Annotated in this window: 16 protein-coding genes and 2 tRNA genes; 8 read left to right on the top strand and 10 right to left on the bottom strand. The window is 70.4% G+C overall.

Features of this window, described 5'->3' with window-relative positions; genetic code table 11:
• Nucleotides 1-287: 287 nt before the first annotated feature.
• Complete coding sequence (locus HNR73_RS35005; RefSeq protein ID WP_184792332.1) at nucleotides 288-1,055, bottom strand: bestrophin-like domain; 768 nt, start codon at nucleotides 1,053-1,055, stop codon at nucleotides 288-290.
• 57 nt (nucleotides 1,056-1,112) lie between these two features.
• Between HNR73_RS35005 and HNR73_RS35000 the strand changes: the two genes are divergently transcribed.
• A complete protein-coding gene (locus tag HNR73_RS35000) occupies nucleotides 1,113-2,330 on the top strand; it encodes a DUF6923 family protein (protein WP_184792331.1) in 1,218 nt (405 codons plus the stop codon).
• Here the strand turns inward: HNR73_RS35000 and HNR73_RS34995 are convergent, their stop codons facing one another.
• Nucleotides 2,331-3,224, bottom strand: coding sequence for a hypothetical protein (locus tag HNR73_RS34995; protein WP_203686351.1), 894 nt, complete (start codon nucleotides 3,222-3,224; stop codon nucleotides 2,331-2,333).
• Between the two features lie 172 nt (nucleotides 3,225-3,396).
• Between HNR73_RS34995 and HNR73_RS34990 the strand changes: the two genes are divergently transcribed.
• From HNR73_RS34990 to HNR73_RS34980, 3 genes are read left to right on the top strand one after another with little or no spacing between them, the layout of a single operon-like run.
• Nucleotides 3,397-4,881, top strand: a complete 1,485-nt coding sequence (locus HNR73_RS34990) for an aldehyde dehydrogenase family protein (RefSeq protein WP_184792329.1) — start codon at nucleotides 3,397-3,399, stop codon at nucleotides 4,879-4,881.
• Nucleotides 4,866-5,213, top strand: coding sequence for a YciI family protein (locus HNR73_RS34985; RefSeq protein WP_184792328.1), 348 nt, complete (start codon nucleotides 4,866-4,868; stop codon nucleotides 5,211-5,213). Before HNR73_RS34990 ends, HNR73_RS34985 begins: the two co-directional genes overlap by 16 nt.
• Entirely contained in the window at nucleotides 5,210-6,418 is a 1,209-nt protein-coding gene (locus HNR73_RS34980) for an RNA polymerase sigma factor (protein WP_184792327.1), read from the top strand. Before HNR73_RS34985 ends, HNR73_RS34980 begins: the two co-directional genes overlap by 4 nt.
• Nucleotides 6,419-6,480: 62 nt before the next feature.
• Here the strand turns inward: HNR73_RS34980 and HNR73_RS34975 are convergent.
• From HNR73_RS34975 to orn, 5 genes are all read right to left on the bottom strand, one after another.
• Nucleotides 6,481-6,556, bottom strand: a tRNA-His gene (locus HNR73_RS34975).
• A 43-nt stretch (nucleotides 6,557-6,599) separates the two neighbouring features.
• Nucleotides 6,600-7,790: a hypothetical protein gene (locus tag HNR73_RS34970; protein ID WP_184792326.1), complete on the bottom strand. Its 1,191-nt coding sequence runs from the start codon at nucleotides 7,788-7,790 to the stop codon at nucleotides 6,600-6,602.
• A gap of 178 nt (nucleotides 7,791-7,968) precedes the next feature.
• Entirely contained in the window at nucleotides 7,969-8,154 is a 186-nt protein-coding gene (locus tag HNR73_RS34965; RefSeq protein ID WP_184792325.1) for a hypothetical protein, read from the bottom strand.
• A complete protein-coding gene (locus HNR73_RS34960) occupies nucleotides 8,151-8,504 on the bottom strand; it encodes a DUF6458 family protein (RefSeq protein ID WP_221331278.1) in 354 nt (117 codons plus the stop codon). Before HNR73_RS34960 ends, HNR73_RS34965 begins: the two co-directional genes overlap by 4 nt.
• 51 nt (nucleotides 8,505-8,555) lie before the next feature.
• Entirely contained in the window at nucleotides 8,556-9,164 is a 609-nt protein-coding gene (gene orn, locus HNR73_RS34955; RefSeq protein ID WP_184792323.1) for an oligoribonuclease, read from the bottom strand.
• Between the two features lie 110 nt (nucleotides 9,165-9,274).
• Between orn and HNR73_RS34950 the strand changes: the two genes are divergently transcribed.
• A complete protein-coding gene (locus tag HNR73_RS34950; protein WP_239122170.1) occupies nucleotides 9,275-10,153 on the top strand; it encodes a MurR/RpiR family transcriptional regulator in 879 nt (292 codons plus the stop codon).
• Nucleotides 10,154-10,469: 316 nt separating this feature from the next.
• On the top strand, nucleotides 10,470-11,414 hold the full coding sequence (locus tag HNR73_RS34945; RefSeq protein WP_239122171.1) for a sigma-70 family RNA polymerase sigma factor: 945 nt from the start codon (nucleotides 10,470-10,472) through the stop codon (nucleotides 11,412-11,414).
• Nucleotides 11,415-11,467: 53 nt separating this feature from the next.
• Here HNR73_RS34945 and HNR73_RS34940 read toward each other — a convergent pair whose 3' ends face one another.
• Together HNR73_RS34940 and HNR73_RS34935 are read right to left on the bottom strand one after the other, a co-directional pair.
• Entirely contained in the window at nucleotides 11,468-11,947 is a 480-nt protein-coding gene (locus tag HNR73_RS34940) for a nucleoside 2-deoxyribosyltransferase domain-containing protein (RefSeq protein ID WP_184792320.1), read from the bottom strand.
• A 38-nt stretch (nucleotides 11,948-11,985) separates the two neighbouring features.
• Nucleotides 11,986-13,278, bottom strand: coding sequence for an alpha/beta hydrolase (locus HNR73_RS34935; RefSeq protein ID WP_184792319.1), 1,293 nt, complete (start codon nucleotides 13,276-13,278; stop codon nucleotides 11,986-11,988).
• A 180-nt stretch (nucleotides 13,279-13,458) separates the two neighbouring features.
• On the opposite strand from HNR73_RS34935, the gene HNR73_RS34930 reads away from it, so the two are divergent.
• Entirely contained in the window at nucleotides 13,459-13,869 is a 411-nt protein-coding gene (locus HNR73_RS34930; protein WP_184792318.1) for a RidA family protein, read from the top strand.
• A 22-nt stretch (nucleotides 13,870-13,891) separates the two neighbouring features.
• Nucleotides 13,892-14,275: a winged helix-turn-helix transcriptional regulator gene (locus HNR73_RS34925; RefSeq protein WP_184792317.1), complete on the top strand. Its 384-nt coding sequence runs from the start codon at nucleotides 13,892-13,894 to the stop codon at nucleotides 14,273-14,275.
• A 53-nt stretch (nucleotides 14,276-14,328) separates the two neighbouring features.
• Here the strand turns inward: HNR73_RS34925 and HNR73_RS34920 are convergent.
• A tRNA-Lys gene (locus tag HNR73_RS34920) sits at nucleotides 14,329-14,404 on the bottom strand.
• Nucleotides 14,405-14,441: the final 37 nt, after the last annotated feature.

Raw genomic sequence — 14,441 nt, 5'->3', positions numbered from 1 at the left:
CCCTGCTCAGGGGCTCCGCCCCCGAGACCCCCGCTGGGGCTTCGCCCCAGACCCCACCAGGGACTCCGTCCCTGGACCCGGAACTCGCTCCGCGAGTCTCTTCGAGACTCGCTACGCGAAGATCAAAACCAAGCCCTCGCCTCACGGCTCTCGTGCCGAAGTCTCAAGTCCCGACCGACTCGCTACGCGAAAACCAAGACCAACCCGCTACGCGAAAACCAAGACCAAGCCCCACGGCTCTCACGCCGAAGCCCGAAGCCCGAAGCCCCAAGCCCCAACCCCCGTCCTCACCCAATATGCGTGAACCTCTCCAACGCCAGCCGCATCGCCTCCGGCCCGATCGCCATCGCCCGTGAGTACGGGTACTCCAGCTCGTAAACCGAGAACAACAACAGCGCGATCATGCTCGCCGCCGCCGTCACGATCGCCAGGTGCGCGGCTCGTCCTGGGATCCCGAACAGGAACAGCACCCCCATCACCAGCACCGCTCCCGCGATCAGCACCAGCCACATGACTCCCGACAAGCCGTCCTCGGCCGTCCCCAACCTCTCGGCCCGGGCGTCGTACAGGACGCGGATCTGGTCGCGGCCGTCGTCCTTCACGGCGTTCGCGACGTCTCCCTGGGCGTCCCAACTCGACCAGTGGGCCCGGATCGAGTCGGCGATGGCCCAACCGTCCTGGCTCACCGGGCTCTGGGCCCGCATCTGTTCCCATTCGACGTTGATGACCTGATCGGCGTACTGCACGCACAGGTCCTGCACGGCGACGCGTTGCGCGTCGGGCAGGTTCTGCGCGTCCCAGTAGACCTCGACGACGGCCGCGGATTCCGCATAACTCGTCCGCTGGGCCTCGGTCATCTGCTCCCACACCGCGATGAGCACGAAGGCGAGCACGATCGCGTAGAGCACGCTCACGATCTCGAACACCGACCCGGCCACCTCGTTGTACGGCTCCCGCGTCTGTGGCGGGGAGAACCGCTGCTGGACGAGGGCGAGTCCCCCCGCCAGGACGGCGGCCCCGCACACCACGACGGCCCCGAGCAGCCACACGTTCATCGCTGTACCCCTTATATGACCGGACTTTCGGTTATCTTGCACTAACTTGTAGTCATCATGCGCGTATCTGTGGTCAGCTCGGCGCGGCGTGTGCGTCGTATCCCCCTTTTGTTGTCCTGCGCGGGAGTCGTGGCGGGCGCGGTCGTCTTCGGGCTGGCCGTCGTCGGGACTGTCGTGCACGAGGAGGCCTCGGCGGCACCGCCGGGTTCGGCCTGTCTGACGTGGCGCGACCCGGTCTCGGGTGCGCACAAGCTGTCCACGGTGGACCATGGCGACGGCGCCCGCGTCACCGTCGCCGCCCTGCCCTACCGGGTCAACGCCGTCGGTTTCGCCCCCCGCCAGGAGATGCTCTACGGCCTGACGCCGACGCGCGGCGGCGGTTCGGGCGCCGACCTGATCCGCATCGACCGCAAGGGCCAGACCCGTGACCTGGGGCGGGTCAAGGGCGGCGAGGATCTGCGTGGCTTCGCGGGCGCCTATGTCGGCGACGTCGTCGGCGACCGCCTGCTCGTCCTCACCGACACCGAACTGGTCTCGGTCGGCATCGACCCGGCGCAGACGGACGAGTTCGCGTCCATTGTGGAGCGGGTGCGGATCTCGACGCATCCGCGCTTCGGCGACTGGTCCTACGACTCCCAGACCGGTCTGTTGTACGGACTGTCCTCAGTGGGTGGTGGCACGCTGGTCAGCGTCGACCCCGACAGCGGCCGTGTCGTGCTGCGACCGGTGCGCGGCCTGCCCGGCAAGGGCTTCTTCGCCGCGACGTTCATCGCGCCCGGGCGGGTCCTCTACGCCGTCGCGGGCGACATCGGCGGCCGCGCGGCCCTCTACCGCCTACCGCTCGACGGCGAGCCGCGCGCGTCGGCGGTGGCGAACTGGCCGGCCCTCGACTCGGCGGACGCGGCCTACTGTCCGCGCCCACTCGTCACACCGAGCCCGAGCCCGAGCACGTCGAAGCCGTCGCCGTCGCCGTCGAGTCCCGCCCCGACGACGACCGTCCCGCCGTCGTCGCCGCCGGTGTCCCCATCGCCGCCCTCGCCCCCCGCTCCGCCTCCACCACCACCGCCTCCGCCGGGCCAGGAGCCACCGCCGGACTACGACCCACCGCCACCACCACCGCCGCTCCCCCGGGAACTGGCGGTGCCGCTTCCGGAGGCGGCGCCCGTCGAGGCGGGGACCTTCTCCAATCCGCATCGCCGGCGCGCGATGGTGGTCGGGGCGGTGTTGATGGCGCTGTCGGGTTCGGCGGGCGCGCGTTCGCTGCGCCGCCGCTGATCAGTACGTCGGCCAGTCGCGGGATCGCAGCAGGTCCAGCAGTTCCTCGCGCCGCCACTTCAGGGGCAGCCAGAGGATCTGCCGGCCCTGCTCGTCGGTGAACCGCAGGTACCTGGGCCCGACCTGTGCCGAGCGGACTCGGCCCCGGTCGACGGTCTGCGCGATCGTCCCGGCCCGGTAGGAGATCGATCCGGGCCGGACGGTGATCTCGCGGCCCTGCGCCATCACCGCCACGGCCACCCACGCGGCGAGCAGGAGCACCGTCCACGGCAGCAGCAGTACCGGCTGGAACAACGGCGAGTCGAGGTCGAGGAACAACCCGCCGAGCACGACCGGCAGGACGCCGGCCGCGATGAGGATCCACGCGATCGGGCTACGCGCGCCGATCTTGGCGACGCCTTCGCGCAGCACCAGCGTCGTCCCGGCGGGTACGGACGGGTCGACGGTTTCCACCGACGTCTCCTCGGGCGCGTGGACCTCGCCGTACTCGCCTTCCTGGAACGACCACCCGTGCGCGCGCAGGGCCCGCCGCAGGGCCTCGACGTCGACGTCGTGGACGAGGAGCAGCCCCGACTCGCCGCCCGTCGCGCCGACGAGTTTCAGCACCCGGCCCGCGCCGACCCGCCGCATCCGCACGAGTTCGCCGGACGAGCGCTCCAGCACCGCCCCGGCGCCGCGGCCGGTCACGCCGCTGATGCGGTCCCCCGACACCTCGACGCGCTCCACCAGGTTGAGCCGCGCGGCCCGCTGGAGCCGCGGCACGAGCGGCAGCATCAGATGCCACGCGAGCAAACCGATCACCGGCGTCCACTGCCCACTTTCGACGGTGATCCACACCGCCGGCGGCACGAGGACGACGTCCACTCCGAGGGTGATCAGGAGCACGCGGCGCACGGACGGCATCCTGCGCGGCGGCACCGGAACGATCGTCGGCGGCACGGCCCACTCCTCTCACCCGGGGCGGTCAGGGTATCCACCGAACGCACCCCCGCCTTGGGTACGAACCGGCACCAAGCGCCCGGCGCCTCACTAATGTGGGAAACCTACGCACACGACGGGAGCGGCCATGGTGGGGACCGTCGAACTCGCGCGGGCTCGGGACGTCGCCGCCTGGTGGTGGCGGATCGGCTTCGACGCCCGGCGCGACGCGCTCCTGCGCTGGGCGGCGATTCTCGGGCGGCGCTCCCCGGAGATCGGCGCCGTGATGCGCGCCGAAGGCGGGAAGGCCGACGCCGACGCCACGATCGAGCTCATCGTCGCCGTCGAGCACCTGCGCTGGGCCGCCCGGCACGCCCGCCGTGTCCTGCGGCGCCGCCGGGTCCGGGGCACCTGGCTGGCGCCCGAGCAGCGGCCCGAGCTCGACTGGCTGCCCTACGGCGTCGTCGGCGTCATCGGGCCGTGGAACTTCCCCGTCCTGACCCCGCTGGCCTCGATCGGATCGGCGCTGGCCGCCGGGAACGCCGTGCTGTTCAAGCCCAGCGAACACGCCGGCGAGGTCGGCCGGCTCCTCACCGAGACGGCGACCGAGGCGATGCGCGGGGCACCGCTCGTCCAGTTCGTCGACGGCGGGCCCGAAGCCGGGGCCGCGCTGGTCACCTCCGGTGTCGACAAGGTCGCCTTCACCGGCTCGACCGCGACCGCCGCGAAGGTGCTCGCCGCGGCGGCGCCGACGCTGACGCCCGTCCTCGCCGAGTGCGGCGGGAAGGACCCGGCGATCGTCGCGGCCGGCGCCGACGTCGAGCATGCCGCGGCCTCGGTGCTGTGGGGCGCGATGTTCAACGCCGGGCAGGCCTGCGTCGGCATCGAGCGCGCCTACGTCGTCGACGAGGTCTACGACGACTTCGTGCGCGCCATCGTCGCCAAGGCCGAAGGCCTCACCGCCGCGCGGAACGGGGAGCTGGGTGCGATCACCGTCCCCGCGCAGCTGGACGTCATCACCCGCCACATCGCCGACGCCGTCGGCCGGGGCGCGCGCGTCCTCACCGGCGGCCTGGAGGCGATCACGCCGCCCTATGTGCCACCGACGATTCTCGTCGACGTGCCCGACGACGCCCTCGTCGTCACCGAGGAGACATTCGGCCCGGTGCTGCCGATCCTGCGCGCGGCCGACCTCGACGACGCCGTCGCCCGCGCCGAGTCGGGCCCCTACCGCCTCGGTGCCGCCGTCTACGGCGGGAGGGCCGCCCGGGCCGCGGCCGCCCGCCTGACCAGCGGCATGGTGTCGGTCGACTCGTCGCTGGGATTCGCCGGGCAGCCCTGCCTGCCGTTCGGCGGACGCGGCGGCTCGGGCTTCGGCCGCACCCACGGCGAGGCCGGCCTGCGCGAGTTCGCCGTGCCGCGCGCGACCGTCGTGCGACGCTTCCGGCAGCCCTTCGACCTCACGACGTACCAGCGCGGCCGCTTCGCGCTGCCCCTCGCCGAATGGGTGCTGCGCCGGGTCTACGGGCGCGGGGGAACGTTAGGTTTCGCGCGGGTGTCGAGAACGGCCGGGCCCGTTCGTGTAGAGGGTGAAGGAAGCGCTCACCTGGAGGAACCATGCCGCAGTACCTGATCAGCATGTACCACCCCGACGGCCCCGTCCCGTCACCCGAGGTTCTGGAGCGCGTCATGCGCGAGCTCGGGGAACTCGGCGAGGAGATCACCGCCGCCGGCGGCTGGGTGTTCGGCGGCGGCCTGCACCCGTCGACCACCGCGACGGTCCTGCGCGCCCGCGGCGGCGAGGTCGTCATGACCGACGGGCCCTACATCGAGGGCAAGGAGCACCTCGGCGGCTTCACCGTCGTCGAGGCGCCCGAGCTCGACACCGTGTTGGCCTGGGCCCGCCGCGAAGCCGAGATCACCGGCCTGCCCATCGAGGTACGGCCCTTCCAGTCCAGCGAATGACGCCCGAGGACATCGCGGGCGTCTTCCGCGCCGAACACGGGCGCGCGGTGGCCGTCCTGGCCGGCCGCTTCGGTGACCTCGACGTCGCCGAGGAGGCCGTCCAGGACGCCTTCACCGAAGCGGTCCGGCGATGGCTTGAGACGGGACCGCCACCCAGCCCTGCGGGCTGGATCATCACCACGGCCCGCAACAAGGCGATCGACCGCGTCCGCCGCGAGTCGACGCGCACCGAGCGCCACGCCGAGGCCGCCCTGCTCCACGCCCCCGACGAGCCCCGCGAGGAGGGACCCGTGCGCGACGACCGGCTCCGCCTGATCTTCACCTGCTGCCACCCCGCGCTCGCCGCGGAGGCACGCGTCGCCCTGACCCTGCGGCTCCTCGGCGGCCTGTCCACGAGCGAGATCGCCCGCGCCTTCCTCGTGCCGGAGCCGACGATGGCGCAGCGCCTCGTCCGCGCCAAGGGCAAGATCCGCGACGCGCGCATCCCCTACCGCGTCCCGCGCGACGCCGACCTGCCCGACCGGCTCGACGCCGTGCTCGCCGTCGTCTACCTGGTCTTCACCGAAGGGCACACGGCGACGTCCGGCGAAGACCTGACGCGCGGAGGGCTGTGCGACGAGGCCGTGCGACTCGGGCGCCTGCTCGTCGAGCTGATGCCCGACGAGCCCGAAGTCGTCGGACTGCTCGCGCTGATGCTCCTCGTCGACGCCAGGCGCGCGGCCCGCACCACCGGCGAAGGCCACGCCGTCCTCCTCGCCGAGCAGGACAGGACGCGATGGGACCGCGCCATGATCGCCGAAGGCCACGCCCTGGTCCGCGCCTGCCTGCGGCGCGACATGCCGGGGCCGTACCAGGTGCAGGCGGCGATCAACGCCGTCCACACCGACGCCGACACCCCCGCGGCCACCGACTGGCGGCAGATCGTGGCGCTGTACGACCAGCTGATGACAATCGCACCGAGCCCGATCGTGAGCCTGCACAGAGCCGTGGCCGTCGCGGAGGTCGACGGACCCGGGGCGGGGCTGGAGCTCGTGGACGTGCTCCCACTGGACGGGCATCACGTCTTCCACGCGGTCCGCGCCGACCTCTTGCGACGGCTGGGCGACGGGCCGGCGGCGGCGGCGGAGTACCGCCGCGCGATCGCGCTGGCGGGGAACGGGGCGGAGCGGGAGTTCTTGCGGGGGAGGCTGGGAGAGCCGCGTTAGAGGCCGACCTGCGAAAAACGGCCCCCGCGCTGCGTTGCCGCAGCTCAGGGGCCGTTCTCAGATGGGGTGAGTGACGGGGCTCGAACCCGCGACCTCATGGACCACAACCAGGCGCTCTACCAGCTGAGCTACACCCACCATCGTCGCCGCATCAGCGGCGACGCCCAATCATAGCGGTACCTCAACCACTCGCCGCCACCGGGTTTTTGAGTAGCGGGAAGCGCGGTGGCCGGAAGGCGCTGGGCCGCATGTGGCGGGCCCAGGCGCCCGAGCGGGCCAGCGCGTTCACGATCATCCACATGGCCGCGAGGCCCGCGGCGCCGTACCAGATCGAGGCGCCGCCGTACCAGTTCCCGAAGTCGACCGGGGGCGCCTCAAGCAGCTGCCCCTGGATCCACAGGGTGATCCCGGTCAGTCCGGCGGCGAGGACTCCGCCGGCGATCGCCTCGGTCCACCAGGGCAGGGGCCGGAACATGACCAGGTCGATCGCGAGTGCGCCGCCGAGGAGCATGAACGGGACGGCCGACGGGGGAAAGTCCGCCGCCGTGAGCAGTCCCCAGGCGACGCAGCGGTAGGCGACATAGGCACCGGCGACGGCCGTCGCGGTGAACCGCAGCCCGACCATCTTCCGGGCGATGACCAGCGCGATCATGCCGACACCGACGGCCCAGGCGAGGTACACCCAGTTCGGGATCGGCAGCGCGAACGCGATGAACGACTTCTCACCGAGGGGCATGCCCAGCTGTTCGGCGGCGAAGCTGCGCAGCTCCGGCTCGGCGTACGGGGCGCCCCGCAGGTAGGCCGCGATCGACAGGACGCCGTACTCCTGGTGCTGGTTGGGGAACAGCGTGTTCTCGAAGAACGCGAACCACAGCGCGGCGATGGTGAACCGGCGCTCGGCCATCCACTCCTTCGGCCCGAAGAGCCAGTAGGCGCGCAGGGCGCCGACGATCATGATCGCCGTCCCGACGTACAGCCCTGCGTGCGAGAAGGACCACGCCGTGATGTCGAGGCCGTTGACGGCGTGGTTGATCACGTCGATGGGGATGGACACCAGGAACACCGCGGTCCCGAGCTGCATCAGCCGCAGCGAGACCTTGTCCACGCCGAAACCGGTGTACGTGTGGCAGGTCACCAGGACCACGACCATGATGGTGCCGATCGTGTTCAGCATGTGCGGCGGCGCCAGGTCGTCGCGCAGCCACTTGAAGTGCCACGACACGTCCCAGGTCGAGCCGAGGATCTTCAGGGCGAACGCCACCAGCCACCAGCGGTAGACGATGCGCAGCATCCTCGGACGGTCCTCATCGGACGGACCACGCCGGGCGTAGTCGATCCAGTCGAGACCTCTGGTGATCTGCTCCTTGAGCACGTTCGACTCCCCGGAAAAATAGTGAACAGCACGCATCTTTCCCGATGATCGTGCGGCTCGCCATCCGGGTTTCCCCTGAACTGCCAGGCGTGACGACTCGTTCCGTTTCGTGGTGAAACGGTGTCGTCAGGCCGGAACGGAGGCCGGGACGGGCTCCGGGGCCCGTCCCGTCACTCCCTCACCTGCGCCGGCGCCAGGACCCGCGGCCCCGCCAGCCGGCCTTCGGCACACCGGCGAGGTGCAGGGCCACGAACAGCAGTCCGGCCGTCGTGAGCACGCTCGCGGTGATGATGTCGAGACTGAAATCGGCGAGCTGGAAGATGAGCGCGAACCCGAAGAGGACCGCGGCGACGATGGCCATCATGCGCGCTCACCTCGCCGGATGACGCGCCTGCGTTCCCTGGCGGGAGGTTCCGCCTGGCGGTCGTCGTAGTCGCCGCGGGCGACGTGACGTTCCTCGACGACCGTGCGCGGCACGTGCTCCTCGTCGATGACGGTCCGGGGGACGTGGCGTTCCTCGATGATGGTGCGGCGTTGGCGCTGGGCTGCCCGGCGCTTGTTCCACACGCGGAAGAAGATGACCAGCCAGAGTGCGCCGGCTGCCATCAGGATGAGCCCGGCGGCCTGCAGGTTCAGCCAGGAGAGTTCCCACTCCACGGCGAACGACAGGATCGCGCCGAGCACGATGAGAAAGATTGCGGCTCCGATACCCATGGGCTCGGGATACCCATGTGGACAGTGCGCGAATCCTTGTGCGGTGGGCTTCTACTCCACGCCGAGGTCCTCGGCGATCGCGCGGGCGGTCTCGCTGTCGGGGCCGGGCTGCGGGACGAAGACCGCGCGCCGGTAGTACTCCAGTTCGCGGATGCTGTCGCGGATGTCGGCGAGCGCCCGGTGCGCGAGGCCCTTCTGGGGCTGGCTGAAGTAGACGCGCGGATACCAGCGGCGGGTCAGTTCCTTGACCGAGGACACGTCGATCATGCGGTAGTGGAGGTGTTCGTGCAGTTCGGGCATGTCGCGGGCGATGAAGCCGCGGTCGGTGGCGATGGAGTTGCCGCACAGGGGTGCGGTGCGGGGGTCGGGCACCCACTCGCGGATGTAGTCGAGGACGAGCCGTTCGGCTTCGGCGACGGTGACCGTCGAGGCGCGCACCTCCTCGGTGAGCCCTGACTTGGCGTGCATCTCCTGTACGACGGGGAGCATGCGCTCCAGTTCCTCGTCGCCGGCGTGGATGACGACGTCGACGCCTTCGCCGAGGACGTTGAGGTCGGGGTCGGTCACCAGGGCCGCGACCTCGATGAGGGCGTCGGGGGTGTCTCCGCCCAGGTCGAGGCCGGTCATTTCACAGTCGATCCACACCAAGAGATCCGTCACGTCGTCGAGAATACGACCCGTTCCGGTCGCCCGCCCGACACCTTCGGCCGAGTTGACCACGGTTGTCAAATGGCCGTAACGTCCTCCGTGTGGCGAAACAAGACAGTAGGGTGAGCGCTCCCACCGTGGATCTCATCGCGCAGATCCGCGGCGTGCTCCCCTCACTGCCCAAGGCCGAGCAGCGGGTCGCCACCACGATCCTGGGTGATCCGGCGGCGCTGGCGACGTACACGATCACCGATCTGGCGGCCGCCGCGCACACTTCCGAGGCGACGGTCATCCGCTTCTGCCGTTCGATCGGGCTTTCCGGCCACCGCCAGTTGCGTCTGCGGGCCGCAGAGGCGGTCGCGCGCAGGCCTTCGACGCCCGACCCGAAGGTCGTGGGCGGGGACATTCCGGCCGGTGCGGACATGCCGCGCATCATCGCGACCATCGGTTTCCATGACACGCGGGCCGTTTCCGACACGGTCGAGCAGCTCGATCCCGAGGTGTGCACGAAGGTCGTCGACGCGCTGGCCACGGCCGGGCGGGTCGACGTGTTCGGTGTCGGGGCCTCGGGTTTCGTCGCCGCCGACTTCCATCAGAAGCTGCACCGGATCGCCCGCACCGCCAACTGCTGGACCGACGTGCACTCCGCCCTGACGGGCGCGGCGCTGCTCAAGCCGGGCGATGTCGCCTTCGGGATCACGCACACCGGCGAGACGCACGACATCGTCGATGTGCTGCGTCTGGCCGCGGAGCGCGGCGTGACGACGGTGGCCCTCACGAACTTCCCGCGGTCGACGGTTTCGGGTGTCGTCGATCACGTCCTGACCACGGCTGCGGGGGAGACCACATACCGGTCGGGCGCCACGGCGAGCCGTATCGCCCAGTTGACGGTCATCGACTGCCTCTTCGTGGGGCTGGCCGCACGCGGCCGGCAACGCGCGGCCGACGCCTTGGCGGCGACCGCGGCGGCCGTTCGGGACCGGCGCCGGTCGTCGAGATGAGGGCTTGAACGGGGAGGAGTGGCGGAGGTCATAGGCAGTGAGCGTCACCTCGATCGGGTGGACACTCAACCTTTTCCCGAGATAACGCGTGTAGCTGTAGGTAGAAGAGATCCACGACGGGTATGAGAGTGACGAGCGCCGCATCGTCGTCACGAAGGCATCCGTGGTGCGTCTCAAGAACGTCAATATCAGGTAACGAGTGATGCAGGACATGCAGCATTCGCCCTGTGGACGGAATCAACGCCCCGGCCCATCTGTTGTGATGATGGCACCACCGGTGCGATGGGGGACGAACGAGGTTGGAGGACCCTTGAGCGTGGACACGGCGACGAAGAGTATCCGTACTGACGAGGTCGCGGAAGAGCGCGACCTGGTCGGCGTGTACCTGCACGAGATCTCGAAGACCCCGCTGCTCGACGCGGCCGGAGAGGTCGACCTCGCCAGGGCGGTCGAGGCGGGCTTGTACGCGCAACGACTCCTTGCTGACGATCAGATTCCCGATGGGGCTACCGCCAGCGAGCTTAACCGCATTGTGCTCGATGGCCAAAAGGCCAAGGAGCAGTTCATCAAGGCGAACCTGCGCCTGGTGGTCTCGATCGCCCGCCGGTACGTGCGCAGCGGTATGCCGATGCTGGACCTGATCCAGGAGGGCAACACCGGCCTGGTGCGCGCGGTGGAGAAGTTCGACTACCAGCGGGGGTTCAAGTTCTCGACCTACGCGACCTGGTGGATCCGGCAGGCCATCTCGCGGGCGATCGCCCAGCAGGAGCGCACCGTCCGCCTCCCGGTGCACTTGGTCGAAGACGTCAACCGCATGCGCAACATGGCCAGGCAGCTCACCCGCGAGCTCGGGGCGGACCCGGAGCCCGACCAGATCGCCCAGGCTCTGGGTGTGACGGTCGAACGCGTCAACGAGCTGATCCGCTGGTCCCAGGACACGGTTTCGCTGGACACGCCGATCGGTGACGACGGGGACACCAATCTGGGGGACCTGGTCGCCGACTCCGACGAGCCTTCGCCGGAGGACGTGGTCATCGCCGGGCTTGAGCGCGAGCGCATCGACCTCATGCTCAACCACTTGGACGACCGTTCGGCGGGCATCGTGAAGGCCCGGTACGGGCTTGAGGACGGCCGTGAGCACTCGCTCACGGAGGTCGCGAACCGTTTCTCGCTGTCCCGCGAGCGCATCCGCCAGCTGGAGATCCAGGCATTGGCGCGTCTGCGCGACCTGGCCCGCGACGGGGGCCTCGAAGCGGCCTGACGAGGCCGCGAGGACACGACGATCAAACCGGCGCCCACGGGCGCCGGTTTTTTCTATCCCGCCCATCCGCGCAGTACCCCGAGGGCCTCCCCCACCAGTCCCTCCAGGCTCTCGTGCACCTCCACTTCCGGGCGCACCAGCCGCAACTGCTCTCGCACGTCGAGTGCGCGCGTGTAGGTGGGATGGGCGCCGACGACGACGCGGCCGGCGCGTTCGATGGCGCCGCCGAGTTCGAAGAGGGTGATGGGCTGGACCGAGGGGCCTTCGGCGAACCAGAAGAGCACGAGGTCGGCGGCGCGGAGCAGGCGGTGTTCCCAGGCGATCTGCTCGACGGTGTCGGCGAGGCGGGTGACGTCGAAGTCGTCGCGGCGGGGGTTGAAGACGGTGACGGGGAAGGCGGCGCGGCCGAGCAGGGCCTCGGCGCGGGACTGCCAGTCGGCGACGGCGGTGATCCCGCCGGCCAGGAACAGCGAGGGGCCGTCGCCGTCGCGGGGTTCGTAGGGCTCGGGCGCGCGGATGGACCTGATGGGCATGGACCGAACCTACCGGGCTCGGCGTCCTCTGTGGACGGTCAGAGTGGCGCGGTGAGTCCGGTGTGGTCGCCCAGCCACGGCAGGGATTCACGCATTCCGGTGCGCCAGGCGTTCATGTCGTGGCCGCCCGGCACGGTCTGGTACTCGACGTCCATCCCGGCGGCCTGAGCGGCCACGTGGAGCTCCTGGAGGCCCGCGGCCATGCCGGTGTCCTTCTCCCCCACCACGAAGCGCCCCGCGGTGTCGGGGAAGCGCTCGCGGGCCATCACGTCGAGGGGGTTGACCTCGTCGAAGGCGGCCGCGTCACCGCCGAAGGCCTCGTCGAGGGTCTCCTCGTGGGTGCCGATGGTCGGCTCGACCTCACCGCTGAGGTCGATGAAGCGGCCGTAGACGGCCGAGGCGTTGACCGCCATGATCAGCGAACAGGTCCCGCCCTGCGAGAAGCCCCCGAAGGCCCAGGACTTCCGGTCGACGGCCACCGACAGGTTCTCGTCGATCCAGGCGGGCACGTCGACCGACAGGTAGGTCAGCGACTTGCCGCGCTCGGTGTCGAGGCACATCGGGTTGGCCCAGGGACTGCCGAGCGAGTCGGGCATGGCCACGATCGGCGCGAGGCCCTCGTGGGCGGCGGCGTAGGCGTCCATCATCTGCACGATCTGGCCGGAGTCGATCCAGTCACGGGGATTGCCCGGCTGCCCGCCCACGAGCACGAGGACGGGCAGAACCGGGCGCGGTGTCACGAGGTACGCGGGCGGCAGCCACACCCAGCCGCTGCGGACGTGGAAGTCCGACACCTTCGGCGGGACGTCCATCTCGGCGAGCGCGCCGTGCGCGGGGAGACCGGCGGGCGGTTCCCACACGTCCTGGAGGGATTTGCCGTCGGGTGCCGAGATGGTGGCGTCGGCGGGGTCGAGTTCGTCGAGGCCGATGGGTTCGACGGGCAGGTGGCCGAGGAGACCCGCGACCGACGGGTACCAGCCGAAGTAGCGGTTGACCTGGATGGCCGAGGCGCCGATGACGAGGATCGTGGCGATGACGGAGAGGGTGCGCATGCCGGGCCCGAAGCGGCGCATCTTGCCGACGGCCAGGATGATCGCGGCGACGGAGACGGCGATGGCGGCGCAGACGATGATAGGGAGCTTGTCGGGGAAGGGCTTCCAGATGACGTCGACGACGACTTTGGCGAGGACCCCGGCTCCGGCTCCGGACAGGACGGCGACGGGCACCCAGCCCCAGCCGGTCCACCACTTGCGTTCGGTGTCGAGGAGCAGGAAGGCCGCCGAGACGAGTCCGGCCACGACGGAGGTCGTCACGACGGTTCCGGTGATCAAGGACCAGTCCCACATGCGCGCCCCCCAAGTCGGCTGCGGTCATTATGCGCAGTGGCGGCACTCCGGGCGGGGAAAGCCGAGTGGTGGAGTGGCGTGGATCCCATGTGGAGGGCCGGTGTGGCGGTGGCCACAGGGCGGGGGCGGTGACCCGCACGGTCACCGCGAGCACGAGGAGTGGACATGACCAACACCCTGATCGATCCCGAAGGACTGACGCGGGTCCCCCTGTACCGGCAGGTGTCCGTGGCCACCGGCACGCGGCTGGTGCACATCGCCGGCCAGGTCGCCTGGGACGCGGAAGGCCGCGTGGTCGGCGAAGGCGACCTCGCCGCGCAGGTCGAGCGGTGCTACCTCAACATCGCGACCGCGCTCACCGAGGTGGGCGGTTCCCTCGCCGACGTGGTGAAGCTGACCGCCTACTTCGTCGACTTCGATCCGGCGAGGATCCCGCTGTTCGTGGAGGGCGCGGCCCGAGCCTCGGCGAAGCTCGGCGTCGACGTCCCGCTTCCGCCGCTGACGGGTCTGGGCGTGGTCGCGCTGGCCGGGCCGGCGCTGCTGGTGGAGATCGAGGCGGTCGCCGTCCTCGCCTGACGAGCCGTGGCACAGTTGCCCGATGGGGACCAAGCAGTCGCTCAAGGGCCTGCCCGAGGACGCCGATCCGACGAGGGCGGACTCGCTGGCGCGGGAGATCTTCTCCGACGTCGCCAACAAGTGGGCGCTGCTGATCATCGACTTCCTCGGCGAGGGCACGCGGCGGTTCAGCGAGGTGCGCGACGGTGTCGACGGCATCAGCCACAAGATGCTCACCCAGAACCTGCGGATGCTGGAGCGCAACGGCCTGGTGGAACGGACCGTGCACCCGGTCGTCCCGCCGCGCGTCGACTACCGCCTCACGGAGCCGGGGCGGGCCCCGCGGGGCCCCATCGACAGCATGTGCGGCTGGACGCAGCGCTATCTGTACGACATCGAGGCGTCCCGCGACGCCTTCGACTCGTGAGGGCGCAAAGCGAAACCCCCGGGCGGCCCTTGGGCCTCCCGGGGGTTTAACGTTGGTGCGCCGTCAGGGACTCGAACCCCGAACCCGCTGGTTAAGAGCCAGCTGCTCTGCCAATTGAGCTAACGGCGCGCATCTCGGTGCCGTACTTGCCGCACCGAGGGGAAAC

The organism is Phytomonospora endophytica (assembly GCF_014202425.1).
GTDB classification, from domain to species: domain Bacteria; phylum Actinomycetota; class Actinomycetes; order Mycobacteriales; family Micromonosporaceae; genus Phytomonospora; species Phytomonospora endophytica.
This window is presented reverse-complemented; position numbering and strand designations above follow the sequence as displayed.

Bases quoted from the DNA above. Each gene is read 5' to 3' on its own strand.
- HNR73_RS35005 (WP_184792332.1), bottom strand. From the start codon at position 1,055: ATGAACGTGTGGCTGCTCGGGGCCGTCGTGGTGTGCGGGGCCGCCGTC.
- HNR73_RS35000 (WP_184792331.1), top strand. From the start codon at position 1,113: ATGCGCGTATCTGTGGTCAGCTCGGCGCGGCGTGTGCGTCGTATCCCC.
- HNR73_RS34990 (WP_184792329.1), top strand. From the start codon at position 3,397: ATGGTGGGGACCGTCGAACTCGCGCGGGCTCGGGACGTCGCCGCCTGG.
- HNR73_RS34985 (WP_184792328.1), top strand. From the start codon at position 4,866: ATGCCGCAGTACCTGATCAGCATGTACCACCCCGACGGCCCCGTCCCG.
- HNR73_RS34980 (WP_184792327.1), top strand. From the start codon at position 5,210: ATGACGCCCGAGGACATCGCGGGCGTCTTCCGCGCCGAACACGGGCGC.
- HNR73_RS34965 (WP_184792325.1), bottom strand. From the start codon at position 8,154: ATGATGGCCATCGTCGCCGCGGTCCTCTTCGGGTTCGCGCTCATCTTC.
- HNR73_RS34960 (WP_221331278.1), bottom strand. From the start codon at position 8,504: ATGGGTATCGGAGCCGCAATCTTTCTCATCGTGCTCGGCGCGATCCTG.
- HNR73_RS34940 (WP_184792320.1), bottom strand. From the start codon at position 11,947: ATGCCCATCAGGTCCATCCGCGCGCCCGAGCCCTACGAACCCCGCGAC.
- HNR73_RS34930 (WP_184792318.1), top strand. From the start codon at position 13,459: ATGACCAACACCCTGATCGATCCCGAAGGACTGACGCGGGTCCCCCTG.
- HNR73_RS34925 (WP_184792317.1), top strand. From the start codon at position 13,892: ATGGGGACCAAGCAGTCGCTCAAGGGCCTGCCCGAGGACGCCGATCCG.